Genomic DNA, 14,849 nt, shown 5'->3' on the forward strand with positions numbered 1-14,849 from the left:
GGTGTGGCCGGGACGGGCTGACAGTGTGCTCGTCATGGATACGAACGCGAACACGGACATGAGCCCCAACGAGGTCGCGAATTCCGCGGCCACGGGGCGGCGGTCCCTCCTCGGTGGTGCTGCCGCCCTGGGCCTGGCGGGCGCGGCCTTCGGCACAACCGCCCATGCGGTCGGCGCCCAGTCCAGGTCCCGCACCGAGGTCGGCCGCTTCCAGGGGAAGTCAGTGCTCATCACGGGTGCCACCTCGGGCATCGGCAGGGCGGCGGCGAAGGCGTTCGCCCAGGAAGGTGCCCATGTCGGATTCTGCGGCAGGCGAGCCGCCTTGGGACGCCAGGTGGAACGGGAGATACGGGACGCGGGCGGCGAAGCCACATACATGCAGGCCGATGTCCGGGTAGCCGCCCAGGTACTGAGCTTCGTGGACCGGGTCGCGAGCCGTTACGGCGGCATCGACGTGGCCTTCAACAACGCCGGAATCGGCAGCGGCAAACTGCCCCACGAGATGAGCGTCGAGGAGTGGGATGACGTCCAGTCCACCAATGCCCGAGGGGTGTTCCTCGCGATCAAGTACGAGATCCCACACATGCTCAGGGCACAGCGCGGCGTCATCATCTGCACTTCGTCGTCAGCGGCCGAACAGGCGCGGCCGAACGGCGCGGCCTACACCGCAAGCAAGCGGGCGGTGCAGGGCATAGTGAAGTCCGCAGCGCTCGCATACGGCCCCAAGGGAATCAGACTCAACGCTCTGCTGCCCGGCACCACTGACACCCCCTTCGTCCGCCCGCCGGGCATCCCGGACGCGGAATGGGCCAAGTACAAGCAGGCATGGGGCCCGCTCAACGTCGACGGTCTCGAACGGATGGCCGACGCCGAAGAGATCGCGCGCGCAGTGCTCGGGCTCGCGTCCGACGACTTCCCCTACATGACGGGTGCGTCGGTCACCGTGGACGGCGGCAGCACCACCGGCCGGAAGATGATCCAGCCGAGCGGTACCTGAGGCTGGGCTCTTCGCCCTTGCCGCGATTCACCGAGACGCCAGGATGGGAGCGGAGCTCACACGGTCGCTCAGGACACGGTGGCGACGCGTGTGCTGCGGCCGACGCGCAGCACACGGCATGGGAACTCCCCGCGGCGAACCAGGTCGCAGCCCTTCACCCTTGAGAACCCCAAGGCCCGCGAGGCGTCTTCGACGCGGACTCGGTGACGGATCCTACAGCGTCAGCTTCCGGCGATGACGTCTTGCCCGATGCGTGCGAAGTGACCGTCTGTTGTCCGAGCGGCGTGTTACCGGCACGGTGGGGGCGATACGTGTCCATGAGCCCGATGAACTCCCACCCCGCACCCCTCAGTTGCACGCGCGTCATGCAAGACGGTCTGCCGGTGCAACACCACTCACGAGGGCGAATCCCGCAGCTTGATCACGACGCAGTACGCTCCCTAACCGCGGGCCTCTTCCAGCAGACCTGCCGCATGTGCGGTCCGCTGGTACAACACGTAGCGGCCGTCTCTGACCTTGGTGACGAGGCGTGCGCGGTGCAGGGCGCTGAGGTGGTAGGAGACGGTGCCCGGGGTGTATCCGGTCCGGGTGGCGAGTTCCGCGGTGGACCGGGCGGTTGCGAGGTCTGCCAGCAAGGCGGCTCGGGCGTTGCCGACCACTTGCGCGACTTTTCCGGACCTGTGATCCCGGCCGGCTCCGATCTGCTGGGCGGGGTAGTAGAGGACGAACTGCCCGGGGGTGTCGACCTGGATGATGACGTCGGGCCAGTTGAGCACGCTGGGGGCGAGGACCAGGTCCCGGCCGGTGACATCGATTTCGCCGTCCCACGGCTTGGCGAGGGTGACCGCGTTGCCTGCCCAGGCGATGTCGGGGTGGAGTGCTCCGAGCGCCCGGCCGACGCCTTGGGTGGCGATGGCGGTCGCGCGGTGTGCGATGTCCTGATCGATGATCGAGTGCAATTCGGGCCAGCCCTCGGCCAGGGCATCGCGCCAGAACCGGGCGAGACCGTTGGCGAGATGTCGCTGCATCCGTCCCGATTCCGCGATCCGGCGGGTGGCGGCCAGCAGCGGCCTGTTCCAGTGGGTCCGGGTGTGGGTGAAGACCTGGGTTTCGAGGTCTTCCTGCGCTGCGGCCTCGATCTGCGCGATCTGCTCGTCGAGCAGATCGCGGCGCTGTGTGTGCGCTGCTGGCTGAGGGGTGAGCAGGTCAGGTCTGTAGGTGTCGCCGTTCTGCGGCAACAGGTCTGCGAGCAGGGCGACGTCCGGATGAGCGAGTGACGCGCGGGCGAGTGGTCCGGGATCTCCGAACACTGGGTGCCGTCCCGACGCGGCGGTGAGTTTCAGCCATGCTATGGACTCCGACGCGGGCGAAGGGGCCAACCGTGTCCTGGACACTGTGTCGGCGTCTACACGCAGGGTGAGCACCGCCCCGACGCTAGCAGTTGTCGCGATGGATTTGAACTGGCTCGAATGCTTTCCAGCGTGAGGCCCACGCCTGCTTGGGTCGTGTTGTCGAACAACGGCAGCAACGTTCACTGCCCGATCTGGGGCGGTCGCCTCCGCACTTGCGCATCGGGCACTCAAGGAACCGGGGAGTGGTTGTCATGGTGAAGTTGAAGGACACAACGACGGTGAAGAGCCACACGAGGAAGGTCGGCATGGCCGTGACGGCAGCCGTGTCGGTTGCCGGAATGGTCTTCGCGGCGGCACCCGCTTCCGCCGCCGGTGCCGCCACCTTCTCGATCGAGTACGGGGCGAGCTACTACAAAGGCACGGCCAGCTGGTCCAACCGGTCGGTCAGCGTCGACGGATCGTTCAAGGCCAGCAACTGTCGACGGGTCTACGCGCGGGCGTTCGCCGGCAGCACCTCACTGGACTTCAAGAGCAGCAGCACCTGGTGCAACCGATCCGGTCCTGCGGACTTCGCCCTTGCCGCGAACGTCGTCGGTGGGTCCGACAACATCTGGCTCTACATGACCGACGAAAACCAGAACTACCTCAAGGGACAGACCTGCTACCGCGCCGGATACTGCGTCGACGGCCTGCGCTAAGCGGTTTGGGCGGTGATGGTCCGTCCGCTGAGGGTTCCGCTGAGGGGACCGAGTCGCCAGCGCCCGGTTCCGCTTCACCCGGTTTGATGCCGCACGCGACCGCGTGTCGGGCTCTGTAGTCCCCACCCTGGAGTTCGCATGAAGACTCATCTCGCCGCCGCCCTCGGTTCGGTCGTGCTGACCGTGGGTGCCTTGCTGGGCGCTCCCGCCGCCTCCGGCGCGCAGACCGCCCCCTACCCGAGCACCCCTATCGACATCAGGCTCGGCGCCAGCTCCATCCGCGGCACCCTGACGTGGTACGGGTCGCCGGTGGCCGCTGGAACATTCCGGTCCGTCGGCTGCAACAGGATGTGGACCAGCGCGTACGATGCCTCTGGCAACGAGCTCGCCTTCTCGAGTACCAACACTCAGTGCGACATGACGTCCTACTTCAATAGTGCGTTCCCCGGGGCGACGGAGTCCGTCGAGATCTGTCTTGTCGGTGCGAACCTGACACGCAAGTGTGAGTGGTACAACCGGCCATGACCCATCCGACCGGTCGGGCTGCGTAAGGCTGACGGCTGCCGGAGTGACGCCCCCAGAGTCCAGCCGGTTGGTGATCGGCGCGATGCGGCCCGCCCGTCATGATTCGGGTGGGCGGCAGCCCGCGCCTCTCCGTTGGGCCCGCGCGGACCGGCCCCTCGAAGCGCAGCAACGCTGTCCGGCGCTCCTCGGCTTCCAATCAAGTGGTCACCGATGCGACCCAGCCGCCAGCCGCCAGCCGCCAGCCGCCAGCCGCCTGCGGCCACGGCCGCAAGGCCCAGGTCGGCCCGACGTGGCCGCCGGACCCGAAGACCGCCGACACCGTCAGGTCTTGGTCGTTGGTCTGCCGGCTCCGTTAGCCGCCCCATCCCCGGTAGTCAGCGGCGAGCTCTTCCAGGAACGTGGTGAGATCGCTGCCCCAGATCCAGGCGACGACTCGGGTGTACCGGGCCGACCTCGGCCATTGTGCGGGGCGGGGCGCGGCACATCCGGCTGGCCTGGCTCTGCCCTTGGCCTGGGCATGGCCCTGGCCGTGGCCTTGCGCTGGAGTGCACTCCAGGTGCCAAGATCCCGATCACCGCCGATCGACGGCGGCTGCTCGTGGGCTTGAGGAGGGGGTATCCCGTGCGTCATCACGCCATGGGATTTCAACGGGTTTCTGCGCTGTGCCTGGGCACACTGCCGTTCGGCACGGTGGTCGACGAGGAGATGTCCTTCGCGCTGCTCGACCGGTTCGTCGAGAAGGGCGGCACGTTCATCGACACCGCGAACTGCTACTGCTTCTGGCGCGAGGGAAGCGACGGCGGCGACAGCGAGCGGCTGCTTGGCCGCTGGCTGGCCACTCGCGGGATCCGGGACGAAGTGACGGTGGCCACCAAGACCGGCGCACTGCCCGCCGGCGAGGGGACCTGGCCCGCCAACCGCGAAGGCCTGTCCGCGCAGGCCCTGCGGCACGCCGTCCACGGCAGCCTGCGGCGGCTCGGCACCGATCGGATCGATCTCCTGTACGGGCACATCGACGACCCGTCGACCCCCTTGGAGGAGACCGTCGGCGCGTACGCCGCGCTCGTCGCCGAAGGCCTGGTGGGCCAGGTCGGCATGAGCAACCAGAACGGGACACGGCTCTCCCGCGCCCGGGACCTGGCGAAGCGGCAGAACCTGCCCGCCTTCACCGCGCTCCAGCAGCGGCACACCTATCTGACACCGGCGCCCGACACGGACTTCGACTACCAAGTGGCCCTGGACGAACCGACGCTCGCGTATGCCGCCACGCAACCCGATCTCACCGTGCTCGCCTACAGCGCGCTGCTGAACGGCGCCTATGCGGGCAGCAAGCCCGTCCCGGCCGAGTACCGGCACGACGGCACCGAGCCTGCCCTGCGGGTCCTCGCAAAGATCGCGGCGGAGACAGGGGCCACGCCCGGCCAGGTCGTCTACGCCTGGATGCTGCAGAGTTCGCCCACCGTCATCCCGCTCGTCGGCGTCAGCCGCCTCGACCAGCTCGACGAGGCACTTGAGGCGCTCGACCTGGAACTGACCGAGGAGCAGCGCGCCCGCCTGGACGCCACACGAGCGGCCGCGCCGCCCCGCCCCGACTCCCTGCGACCCGACGAGACGTCGCGGATTTCGTAGAGAGTGCGCTCAGCACCTGGAAGAGGGTCCTAGAGAGGGTCCAGCTCGCCGAGTCCCATGACGCGCAGGGCGTGGTCGGCCATGCGGCGGTGGCCGACCGCGTTGGGATGGGCCGGATCGTCGAGCCAGGCGATCGGGTCGTCCGAGCCGTGGTGCTCCCGCCAGTACGCCTCGTGGTCGACGAGCAGTGCACCGGTGTCCGCGGCGATCTCCCGTACCGCCTGACAGTACGCGGGAAGCGCCGCGCGCCGGTCCGAGCCGGAGACGCTGACCAGTACCGGCGTGTGCAGGACGAGCTGGGACGCGGGGGGCGTCCGCTCGATGATGCTCCGCACCGCGTCATGGAATCGCGGCAGTCCGGCCTCGCCCTCCAGGCAGTCGTTGGTGCCGAACGAGACCGAAAGCACGTCGGGCTCGTGGCGGCCGACGAGCAGGTCGTACGCCGCGAGCAGGTCTGTGGCCGTCCACGCGGAGACGCCGGTGTTGATGACGACGTCCGTGAGGCGGTTCAGCTGCCACCGGACGCGCTCGTGGAGATGCTCCACCCAGCCGCGGGCGCCATGCGTGTGCAGCACACCCTGGGTGATGCTGTCTCCGGTCGCCACCCAGGTCATGGGTGAATCGGCCAGCCGGATCATGCGCTCTTCCTTCCGGGTCCGGTCTCCGCGCGTCCCTGATGAGCGCGGTGTCCCGGTGGTACGACAGGGTGCCTGCTCAAGATCGTTCGCACAATGTGCGCGCCGTGTCGCCACATCACGCCAACATGACATAACGCCTGACTGGAAAGTACGTGAACCAGCTGACTGGCCCATGCCCGACACCCAGGGCAGCTCACCGTGCGTGTGTTGGGGAACGCCTCAAGATCCTTCGGGTGAGAAGAGGAGGGGAACTGGTCGGGTGGGTGGATGTTTGTGAGCCCGATGAGGCTGGCCTCCCGATGTCGGACGGCCTCGGCGACCCGTTGGGCAGGCCGCACGATCTTCTCTTGGAGCAAAGGGATGGCGACTGCGCCCCGGCGTGAGCCCTGCAGATGTCCCGCCGTGCGCAGCCGGCGCCGCATCGGCCGCAGGCTGAGTTCTACTCCAAGATCCCCAACTCGGCGTCGGGCTTGCAGTGCGTGCAGGCCCGGATGCCGCGCGCCAACTGCCGCCGCGCCTCATCGCGCGTGATCGGACGCCGACGCTTCGCGGCGTAGCAGTCCCCGCGATGCACCTCGATCGGTGGCGCGCCCCGCTCGATCCTGAGCTCGACGAGCCAGTCGGGAACCGGCGGCCGCGCCAGTCCGCCGCGGGGCGGCTCAACTTGCAGCCGTTCCTCGTCCGCGATCCACCTGCGCGTGCGCGCGACGTCCCGTTCCTGCATACGTTCCACGAAGCGCAGCAGGTCGAGACGGGTAAGAGGAGCATGTGGTGGAACTTCGTGGGCCGCAGCCATGAGGAGATCGAGTAGGCGCGGGGTGACTGGATGTCGGGCTCCCGCTTCGGCGAGGTGAAGGGCTACGACGGTGCGCCGCTGCCCGCCCCGGAACTGCTGCCGGTGGCGCTGAAGCCGCGGGGGCGAGTGCGCTGAGCTGGGGTTATGTGTCTAGCGCTGATGGTCGCCGAGGTGTCGGGGGGGGCTCACGCGGTAGGAGCGTCGGAAGTACTCGGTCGAGCTGCGACGGGACAGTCGCAGTGGCGGGGGGAGCCTCAAGATGAATGCTGATTCGACCGGCACGGCCAGGCGGGCCAAAGTCGTATGGTGTGCGGAGTGTGAGTGCCCCCGTGGCACCCCATGGCCCATGTGACCGGCGACCTCACTCCGGAAGAGCCGCACCCAGCTCATTGACGGTCAAACCTGCGCACGGTTCGCGAGCCACGTGACCGCCGGTGTGCGCTCCCGCGACGGAGCGCCGGGTTAGCAAGGTGAAGCGCGTGCCCCGGCATCGGCGAAAGTCAGGGCAGGCGATCCGGCAGGATGGCCGCATGTCCCACACCCCGATACGCTCCGCACAGCCCTTCGACGAGAAGTGGATCGCTCAGGCCCTCAACGGTTTCATCGAAGGCTCCGGACACTGGGGGCCCGGCACGCTCGCCGTGTTCACCGAGGTCGGCGGCTACTTGACCGGGTGCAGTGAGGAGGTGCCCGCGCGGTACCGGGGCTGGAACTGGTACCGGTTCATCGGCCGGTGCGGCGCCGTGGCCCTGCGGGCGAGCTCTTTCCACGTGCAGGACCATCTGCGCGAGGTGCAGCTGGCGATGCTGGATGTCTGGGCGGAAACTCCCTTCGCCGACCCGGAGGTTCGCGCCCGGATGCGTACGGGCGTCCTCGAACTCGCCGACAACGACACGCATGCCGCTCGGACCCACGAGGGTGCGGTGGTCGCTCTGCACGGGCTCGGCGCCGACCGGGACGGGCAGCGCTTCGTCGAGTTGCGCACCGGCACCGCCCAGCCGCCGGCGCCAGGTCGCATCACGTCCACCGAGCCGGTGCCCGCGACCGGTTGGGACACACCTGACCGTCTGCGGCGCCTCGTGCACCTCGTACGACAGAAGGGCCCCGCGCCCTGGGACCGCGCGGCGGCCGCGATGCTCGCCGAGCGGACCGGTCTGAGCAGGGCCGGTGCCGCACTGCTGCTCGCCGGGATACCCGACGTGAAGTACGGGTACCGGGGCCTCGACGCCGAGGCGCGCAAAGTGATGGGACTCAAGCAGTCCGAAGCCGAGGCCGGTGAGCGGGAGTTGGCGTCCCTGCGGGTGGCCGAGCGCCTCGACCTGCTGGCCGACGTGCTGCCCGCGGACCCCGAGCAGCTGTGGCTGGAGGGCGGGCAGCTGGCGCTCGCCGAGCGGATCGCCGAGGCGTGGTGCAGGCAACAGGGCGTACGTCCCGTCGTGCCCGAGTCGACGCTCGCCGTCGCCGCCGAACACAGCGATGTACGGATGGCCCCGGCAGCCGTGTGCGCCGTCTTCGCCGATCCCGCGCGCGAGCCGCGGCTGACCCGCGACCCTGACACCCGGCTGCGGGTGAACAGCATCAGCGGCGGCGGCTGGGAGGGCGACGAGGGTTTCCGTTTCAGAGAGCTGCTCGCCGTGGTGTGCGACGCCGTCGACTGGGTGTACGCCGAGCTTCCCGAAGGGGATCCCGTACGCCGCGGTGTCCCCGAGACCGTACGGCTGCTGCGGGAACGCCTGGCCCACCCGGAGTTGCTGCTCTCCGCCCGTGGGCGCAGCCTGCGCGGCCGCACCGTGGCGAGCCTGCTGCCGGGCTTTCCCGGCGCCTTGCCCTACTTGGACGCCGCCGAGCCGCTTGCCCATCCCACGCTGGACGACGGCCTGGTCGTCGTGTCCGAGGCAGGGTTCGACCGGCGCGGTGAGCGCGAGGCGCCCAGCGTGTACTTCCGGCCCGGCCGCTACGGGGCCGACGAGCGCTCGCGGCGCCTGGAGGCCGTGGTCGGCGTGGAGGACTCTCATCTGGCCCTGGTCCGCCGACTGCGCGGTCCCGAGTTCGAGCGGATCGTGCAGCGCATAACCGAGGCGTCGCTCCCGCCGGGCGGCTACGAGACCGATCCACGGCTCTCCGCACCAGAGGTGGTCGAGGAGGCGGCCGCCACCACTGGTCTGGATAGGGACGCTGCTACTTTGTATCTGCAGCTGCTCGCCCTGCCCATGCCCACCGACCGCCGTATTCGCCGCTTCAACCGGTGGACTCCCGCGCACCACAAGGACGTTGCGGCCGCACTCGTCGAAGCCGGTCTGGCGGTCGTCGACCGCAGGGCCCGCGCCGGGCGGGGGGTGTTCCTGCCCGGCGACTGGGCCGGCGGGGACAAGTTCTACCCTCCGATGGAGACCTGGAAGGCCGGACTGCTCGGGGTCCGGGTCATCGGGAACAAGGTCCACTCCCGGCCCGTCGCCGGCCCCCTGCCCGAACTCTTCTCACGGGCCTGGCGGACGCGTCCCCACTGAGCGCGGTGGCACTTTCCGCAGATTGCGCCAGAACAGCGGAGGATGATCCTCATAGACCACGGACTACGGCGAGGTATTCGTTTCGGGTCCGTTCTACGCGGTGGAAGAGGTGATCGCGGGGGGTGACACAGTTGTAGAGGTTGCCTGGGGTGGGGCGGAGCCTCCAGGCAACCCACTTGCGGTCCTAGAAGAACCCAAGTTTCTTAGGGCTGTAGGAAGTGAGAATGTTCTTCGTCTGCTGATAGTGCTCCAGCATCATCTTATGCGTCTCGCGGCCAATGCCGGACTGCTTGTAGCCTCCAAATGCAGCATGGGCCGGATACGCGTGATAGCAGTTCGTCCAGACGCGGCCCGCCTGGATCGAACGGCCGGCCCGGTACGCCATGTTGAGGTCACGCGTCCACACTCCGGCCCCGAGGCCGTAAAGCGTGTCGTTGGCCGTCTTGATGGCGTCGTCGAAGTCGTTGAACGACGTGACCGAGACGACCGGGCCGAAGATCTCCTCCTGGAAGATCCGCATACGGTTGTCGCCCTCGAAGATCGTCGGCTGGACGTAGTACCCACCCGCCAACTCCCCCTCGTACTCGACCCGCCGACCGCCCGTCAGCACCTTGGCACCCTCCTGCTGACCGATGTCCAGATAGGAGAGGGTCTTCTCCAGCTGGTCGTTGGAGGCCTGCGCACCGATCATGGTGTCGGTGTCGAGCGGGTGCCCGGCCTTGATCTGCTCGGTGCGCGCCACGGCCGCTTCGAGGAACTCGCTGTAGTGCCCGCGCTGCACCAGGGCCCGCGACGGACAGGTGCACACCTCGCCCTGGTTGAGGGCAAACATGGTGAAGCCCTCCAGCGCCTTGTCCCGGAAGTCGTCGTCGGCGGCCCACACGTCGTCGAAGAAGATGTTCGGCGACTTGCCACCCAGCTCCAGCGTCACCGGTTTGATGTTCTCGGAGGCGTACTGCATGATCAACCGCCCCGTCGTCGTCTCCCCGGTGAAGGACACCTTGGCGACGCGCGGACTGGAGGCCAGCGGCTTGCCCGCCTCGGCCCCGAACCCGTTGACGATGTTGACGACCCCCGGCGGCAGCAGATCGGCGACCAGGCTCATCCAGTAGTGGATGGAGGCCGGAGTCTGTTCGGCCGGCTTGAGGACGACGGCGTTGCCCGCGGCCAGCGCCGGTGCCAGCTTCCACGTGGCCATGAGAATCGGGAAGTTCCACGGGATGATCTGCGCGACGACACCGAGTGGCTCATGGAAGTGGTACGCGACGGTGTCCTCGTCGATCTCGCTCAGCGACCCTTCTTGACCGCGGATGACACCCGCGAAGTACCGGAAATGGTCGATGGCGAGCGGAATGTCGGCGGCCAGCGTCTCGCGGACCGGCTTGCCGTTCTCCCAGCTCTCGGCGACCGCGAGCCGTTCGAGGTTGGCCTCCATCTTGTCGGCGATCTTCCGCAGGACGTCCGAACGCTCGGTGACCGACGTACGTCCCCACGCGGGCGCCGCGGCATGGGCCGCGTCAAGGGCCCGCTCGACGTCCTCCGCGGTACCCCGGGCGATCTCGGTGAAGGGCCGGCCATTGACCGGGCTCGGGTTCTCGAAGTACTGACCGCGGGCGGGCGCCACGTACTCGCCGCCGATGAAGTGGTCGTAACGCGACTGGTAGGAGACGATCGCGCCCTCGGTGCCGGGCGCTGTGTAACGGGTCATCTCGGCTGCCTCCCGATGAAGGCCGCCCGCCGTCGGGCAGCTCTCGCCCGGAGGCTAGGAGGCCGGACGTTGCATGCAGGTTGCGCTTGCGCCCCTTCCGCTCGACGCTTGCGCCGCGCCCTCGCTCCCTCCCGCAGTACGGATTGCCGCAGCCTGTACACGCCGCTCGCTCACCGCGCCTTGCCTGAAGCTGCCTGCCGCTTGCCCTATCCGGCCCACTGCCCTGTCTCCTGGCCCCGTGACATGCTTGCCGATGCTGCCGACCCTCCCTCCGTTGTACGTTGCCTACGTGCGCTCGCGGCCCGGCGGGGCCAGTTCGGCGTCGAGCTCCCTCAGACGGGTCAGCACCGGCGCTGTCGGGCGCAGCGCGGCCAGCGCCCGCCATACCAGTAGGTCGTCCTCACCCCACGGTGCGTGTGCCCAGTCCGCGAGCAGATCGGGGTCGTTGCGGGCGATGAGCGCCGATCGCAGCTGATTGGCAAGCCTGCGCCGGAGCCGGACCAGAGCAGGCGCCTGCGACTGCGGAAGCAGCGGTCCCGCGTACGCCGCGGCGGCCGCTGTCACCGCTCCCGCCCCCAGCCGACGCTCGACGGTGTCGACGTCGCACTCGACGGGTGCCGTCAGCCGGTACGGCCGCGAACGGAGCAACTCGGCACCGAGCACCCGCCGCAGCCGCGCCATCTCGGCCCGCAACGTCACCGGCGGCACCGACTCGTCCTCGTACAGCGCACACAGCAACTCGTCCCCGGTCAGCCCTTCAGGATGGCGAGCCATGAGCACGACGATCTCGCTGTGCCTACGGCTGAGCCGCACCTTGCGCCCACACATGATCAGCAGCACCTCGTCCCGGCCCAGGGCGGCCACCTCGACGGTGTCCCCGGAGCCCGCCGGTGGGGCCAGCAGCGCCAGTTGGGACTCCGCAGCCCGCGCGACCGCCTGCACGAACGCGAGACTGTGCGGGTGCGCGAGACCGTTACCACCGGTGATGTCGACCGCGCCGATGAGCCGCCCTGTCCGCGGATCGTGCACCGGAGCCGCCGCGCACGTCCACGGCTGCACACGCCGCATGAAGTGTTCGGTGGCGAAGACCTGCACCGGACGGTCCACGGCGACCGCCGTCCCCGGAGCGTTCGTCCCCATGGCGGACTCCGCCCACCGCGCCCCCGGGACGAAGTTCACGCGCCCAGCACGTTGCCGCGTCTGGGTGTGGCCCTCGACCCACAACAGCCTGCCCTGCGCGTCGCACACGGCGAGAAGGTGCTCCCCGTCGGCCGCGAAGGTCCCCATCAACTCCCGGAACAGCGGCATCACCCGTGCCAGCGGATGTTCAGCGCGATACGCGCCGAGGTCACCGTCGGCCAGCTCCACCGCCGCGCCGGTGCCTTCGGGACTCACCCGCGCCCTCGCCGACCTCCGCCATGAGTCCGCCACCACCGCACGCACCGGCTGGGAAACCGTCCCCACGTCCGCGAACCTCTCATGTGCCCGGCGTATCGTCCGCACCCGCTCGGCGGGATCGGCGCCCGGCTCCAGGGCCACCCATGGATCGGTCAACTCGGCCTCCTGGGACGTCCTGGGACAGCGATGCGGTGCCGCCATCGTCGCCCCACAGACGGAGACCGACAAGGACGCGCGGTACGGAGGGGGAGAGTTGGGGCAGAGAGATGCCGAGCCGCGGGCGGAAGCGGTACGACCCGGGGCGGGCGAGCCGGGTGGTCTCCGAGTATCGAAACGGTCAGGCGAAGTTGACGAGGCGTAGGTAGCGCGACCAGTCCCAGTACGGGCCGGGGTCCGTGTGGTTCGAGCCGGGAACCTCATGGTGGCCGATGATGTACTCACGGTCCTTGGGGATGCCGTACTTCGTGCAGACGGCGGCGGTCAGTGCGGCGGACTGCTCGTACATCGCGTTGGTGAAGTACTCGGGTTTGTCGACCCACCCTTCGTGCTCGATGCCGATGCTGCGTGTGTTGTAGCTCCAGTTCCCCGCGTGCCAGGCGACGTTGCGCTCGCGGACGCACTGGGCGATGTGTCCGTCCCTGGAGCGCACCACGTAGTGGGCCGATACCTGCTTCGCCGGGTTCTGGAAGATGGCGAGTGTGTCCGCATAGGTCTCCTGTGTGACGTGGATGACCACGTAGTCGACGGGGTAGGTGCTGGGGCGGTTGGCGGCGGTGTAGTTGGAGCTGCTGGCCGGCACCGACTCGGCCAGTGGGTAGTCGACCGCCCAGGACTGGGCGGTGGCACGGGCGGCGGGCAGGAGCGCCGCGGGGACGGCGGCGGCGACCGCGCCCTGCAGCAGTCGGCGCCTGCTGGGTGAGCGTCTTCCTCGATCCATGACTGGCCTGCCTCTCGGTGGGGGGGAACGGCTGGACTGGCGCTGTACTTGAGAGGTCCACTGCTTTGGTACAGGTTCACTGCACTAGTACAGGTTCAACTGCGCTGGTAATACCCGTTGAGAGCCATGCCCTCGCCCTGTCGCGCGTGCCTGTCGCCGAGGGTCGGCAGCGCACGGTCGATACTGACGCCCAGGGAACGGGTAGCCCCGGCTCACAGACTCGGCCGCGCACGATGCGGTCTCTGCCATCAGGGGAAGTGGCGCTTGGCGTGAATTACGTTACGGCGCCCGCTGGTTGGGACGGAAGGGCGTAGCTCGGATCTGTGTACAGCAGCGTGATTGTGGATATCTCGGCCACCCGTTGGGGGGTGTCACGTCAGCGGACGCCCACTGGGGCTTGCGTCTGAGCCCAAGCCCGACCTCACGCAGAGCCGGAGCTCACCGCAGAGCCTGCGCCCAAGCCCGCAGGGTCGTCCAGCACCGCCCGCGCCACCGAGTGCGCCGCGCCCAGCAGGGGCCCGTCCGAGCCGAGGTCGGAGACCGTCACTCCGCAGGCCCGGCCGGCCGTTCGCTCCGTCAGCTCCTGCTCGATAGCGGGCAGCAGCCACGGGGCAAGGCGTGACAGTGCGCCACCGAGCACCACGCTCCGCGGATCCAACAGATTGACGGCACCGGTGAGAGCGATGCCCAACGCGGTCCCGGCATCGCGCAGCGCCCGCTGCACCGTGACGTCACCTGCGGAGGCCCGCTCAGCGAGCCGTTCGCTCCGGCCTGAGCCGGGCTCCAGACCCGCCGCACGCAGCACTGCCTCCTCGCCCGCGTACTGCTCCAGGCAGCCACGGCCTCCGCAGGGACAGGACCGCCCATCGGGTTTTACGGGCATGTGGCCCAACTCGCCCGCGAAACCGTGCGCTCCGCGCAGCAGCTGCCCGTCAACGACGAGCGCGGCCCCGATGCCGATCTCCGCCGAGACATGGAGGAAGTCCTCGGAAGAATCCTCGCCGAGCCACAACTCCGCGAGCGCGCCGAAGTTGGCTTCGTTGTCCACGGTCAAGGGCAGGCCGGTGGGCAGAAGGCTGCCCAGGTCGATGTCGTGCCAGCCGATGTTGGGTGCGCGGACGGCCGTCTGCGTGTCGCGGGCGACCAGGCCGGGAACAGCCACGGCGAGGCCCGCGGGGGACAGGCCGGCCTGCCGTGCCTCGGTGCTCACCTGCTCCACCAGGATGGCGAGTTCCTCCAGGACCGGCACGGGCGAGCGCCCGCGGTTGCGGGCCGGCCGCTCGGCGCGTGCGCGGAGTTCGCCCCGCAGGTCGACGGCGCACGCGGCGAGATGGTCGACGCCCACCTCGGCGCCGATGCCGACGGGACCGCGCGCGCTGACCGCGAGGGCGGATCCGGGTCGCCCCACCCGCCCCGGGCGCTCCGGACCCAGCTCGTCAAGGAGCCCCGAGCGGATCAGTTCGTCCACCAGAGTGGAGACGGCGGCACGTGTGAGCCCGATACGGGAGGCCACGGCGGCCCGGGACAGCGGCCCGTGAGCGGCCACGGTGTGCATCACTCGGGAGAGGTTGCGGCGGCGCATTCCCTGTTGGGTGTCGGGCAGGCGCACGCCGGACGCGACCCTGCGCTCGTCGTGCAGCGGTGCGGTCATGCCTCGGTCAACC

The 14,849-nt window shown here is 69.2% G+C and carries 12 protein-coding genes and 2 pseudogenes; 6 read left to right on the forward strand and 8 right to left on the reverse strand.

The window, feature by feature from the left end:
* Positions 1 to 34 precede the first annotated feature (34 nt).
* Complete coding sequence (locus AC07DI_RS32435; protein ID WP_478908049.1) at positions 35 to 997, forward strand: SDR family NAD(P)-dependent oxidoreductase; 963 nt, start codon at positions 35 to 37, stop codon at positions 995 to 997.
* 440 nt (positions 998 to 1,437) lie between these two features.
* Here AC07DI_RS32435 and AC07DI_RS32440 read toward each other — a convergent pair whose 3' ends face one another.
* Positions 1,438 to 2,421: a helix-turn-helix domain-containing protein gene (locus AC07DI_RS32440; RefSeq protein ID WP_478908051.1), complete on the reverse strand. Its 984-nt coding sequence runs from the start codon at positions 2,419 to 2,421 to the stop codon at positions 1,438 to 1,440.
* 179 nt (positions 2,422 to 2,600) lie between these two features.
* Here AC07DI_RS32440 and AC07DI_RS32445 point away from each other — a divergent pair, with 179 nt between their 5' ends.
* Positions 2,601 to 3,047 carry a hypothetical protein gene (locus AC07DI_RS32445; RefSeq protein ID WP_478908053.1) on the forward strand — a complete coding sequence of 149 codons (447 nt, stop codon included), beginning with the start codon at positions 2,601 to 2,603 and terminating at the stop codon, positions 3,045 to 3,047.
* Between the two features lie 138 nt (positions 3,048 to 3,185).
* On the forward strand, positions 3,186 to 3,572 hold the full coding sequence (locus tag AC07DI_RS32450; protein ID WP_478908054.1) for a hypothetical protein: 387 nt from the start codon (positions 3,186 to 3,188) through the stop codon (positions 3,570 to 3,572).
* Between the two features lie 196 nt (positions 3,573 to 3,768).
* Here the strand turns inward: AC07DI_RS32450 and AC07DI_RS32455 are convergent.
* A pseudogene (locus AC07DI_RS32455) lies at positions 3,769 to 3,903 on the reverse strand (DUF6228 family protein); the annotation flags it as partial.
* Positions 3,904 to 4,208: 305 nt separating this feature from the next.
* Between AC07DI_RS32455 and AC07DI_RS32460 the strand changes: the two are divergent.
* The gene (locus AC07DI_RS32460) at positions 4,209 to 5,201 is read left to right on the forward strand and encodes an aldo/keto reductase (RefSeq protein WP_478908056.1); all 993 of its coding nucleotides are present in this window, start codon (positions 4,209 to 4,211) and stop codon (positions 5,199 to 5,201) included.
* 29 nt (positions 5,202 to 5,230) lie between these two features.
* On the opposite strand, the gene AC07DI_RS32465 is transcribed toward AC07DI_RS32460, so the two are convergent.
* Both AC07DI_RS32465 and AC07DI_RS32470 read right to left on the reverse strand, forming a co-directional pair.
* A complete protein-coding gene (locus AC07DI_RS32465; protein WP_384253286.1) occupies positions 5,231 to 5,839 on the reverse strand; it encodes an SGNH/GDSL hydrolase family protein in 609 nt (202 codons plus the stop codon).
* A gap of 439 nt (positions 5,840 to 6,278) precedes the next feature.
* Positions 6,279 to 6,563 carry a DUF6233 domain-containing protein gene (locus AC07DI_RS32470; protein WP_478908111.1) on the reverse strand — a complete coding sequence of 95 codons (285 nt, stop codon included), beginning with the start codon at positions 6,561 to 6,563 and terminating at the stop codon, positions 6,279 to 6,281.
* 42 nt (positions 6,564 to 6,605) lie between these two features.
* Here AC07DI_RS32470 and AC07DI_RS32475 point away from each other — a divergent pair.
* Positions 6,606 to 6,770: pseudogene (locus AC07DI_RS32475) on the forward strand (pirin family protein); the annotation flags it as partial.
* A 395-nt stretch (positions 6,771 to 7,165) separates the two neighbouring features.
* Positions 7,166 to 9,142, forward strand: a complete 1,977-nt coding sequence (locus tag AC07DI_RS32480) for a hypothetical protein (RefSeq protein WP_478908059.1) — start codon at positions 7,166 to 7,168, stop codon at positions 9,140 to 9,142.
* A gap of 184 nt (positions 9,143 to 9,326) precedes the next feature.
* Here AC07DI_RS32480 and exaC read toward each other — a convergent pair whose 3' ends face one another.
* The 4 genes from exaC to AC07DI_RS32500 all read right to left on the reverse strand — a co-directional run bounded on the left by exaC (position 9,327) and on the right by AC07DI_RS32500 (position 14,836).
* On the reverse strand, positions 9,327 to 10,850 hold the full coding sequence (gene exaC, locus AC07DI_RS32485) for an acetaldehyde dehydrogenase ExaC (RefSeq protein WP_478908061.1): 1,524 nt from the start codon (positions 10,848 to 10,850) through the stop codon (positions 9,327 to 9,329).
* Positions 10,851 to 11,135: 285 nt separating this feature from the next.
* On the reverse strand, positions 11,136 to 12,404 hold the full coding sequence (locus AC07DI_RS32490; protein WP_478908063.1) for a GAF domain-containing protein: 1,269 nt from the start codon (positions 12,402 to 12,404) through the stop codon (positions 11,136 to 11,138).
* A gap of 181 nt (positions 12,405 to 12,585) precedes the next feature.
* Complete coding sequence (locus AC07DI_RS32495; protein WP_478908065.1) at positions 12,586 to 13,185, reverse strand: N-acetylmuramoyl-L-alanine amidase; 600 nt, start codon at positions 13,183 to 13,185, stop codon at positions 12,586 to 12,588.
* Between the two features lie 421 nt (positions 13,186 to 13,606).
* The gene (locus AC07DI_RS32500; protein ID WP_478908067.1) at positions 13,607 to 14,836 is read right to left on the reverse strand and encodes an ROK family protein; all 1,230 of its coding nucleotides are present in this window, start codon (positions 14,834 to 14,836) and stop codon (positions 13,607 to 13,609) included.
* Between the last annotated feature and the right edge of the window lie 13 nt (positions 14,837 to 14,849).

Source organism: Streptomyces sp. NPDC044106, from assembly GCF_056433985.1.

Coding starts and splice junctions, on each gene's coding strand:
- AC07DI_RS32450 (WP_478908054.1), top strand. CDS start 3,186: ATGAAGACTCATCTCGCCGCCGCCCTCGGTTCGGTCGTGCTGACCGTG.
- AC07DI_RS32500 (WP_478908067.1), bottom strand. CDS start 14,836: ATGACCGCACCGCTGCACGACGAGCGCAGGGTCGCGTCCGGCGTGCGC.
- AC07DI_RS32445 (WP_478908053.1), top strand. CDS start 2,601: ATGGTGAAGTTGAAGGACACAACGACGGTGAAGAGCCACACGAGGAAG.
- AC07DI_RS32460 (WP_478908056.1), top strand. CDS start 4,209: ATGGGATTTCAACGGGTTTCTGCGCTGTGCCTGGGCACACTGCCGTTC.
- AC07DI_RS32465 (WP_384253286.1), bottom strand. CDS start 5,839: ATGATCCGGCTGGCCGATTCACCCATGACCTGGGTGGCGACCGGAGAC.
- exaC (WP_478908061.1), bottom strand. CDS start 10,850: ATGACCCGTTACACAGCGCCCGGCACCGAGGGCGCGATCGTCTCCTAC.
- AC07DI_RS32470 (WP_478908111.1), bottom strand. CDS start 6,563: ATGCAGGAACGGGACGTCGCGCGCACGCGCAGGTGGATCGCGGACGAG.
- AC07DI_RS32435 (WP_478908049.1), top strand. CDS start 35: ATGGATACGAACGCGAACACGGACATGAGCCCCAACGAGGTCGCGAAT.
- AC07DI_RS32495 (WP_478908065.1), bottom strand. CDS start 13,185: ATGGATCGAGGAAGACGCTCACCCAGCAGGCGCCGACTGCTGCAGGGC.
- AC07DI_RS32480 (WP_478908059.1), top strand. CDS start 7,166: ATGTCCCACACCCCGATACGCTCCGCACAGCCCTTCGACGAGAAGTGG.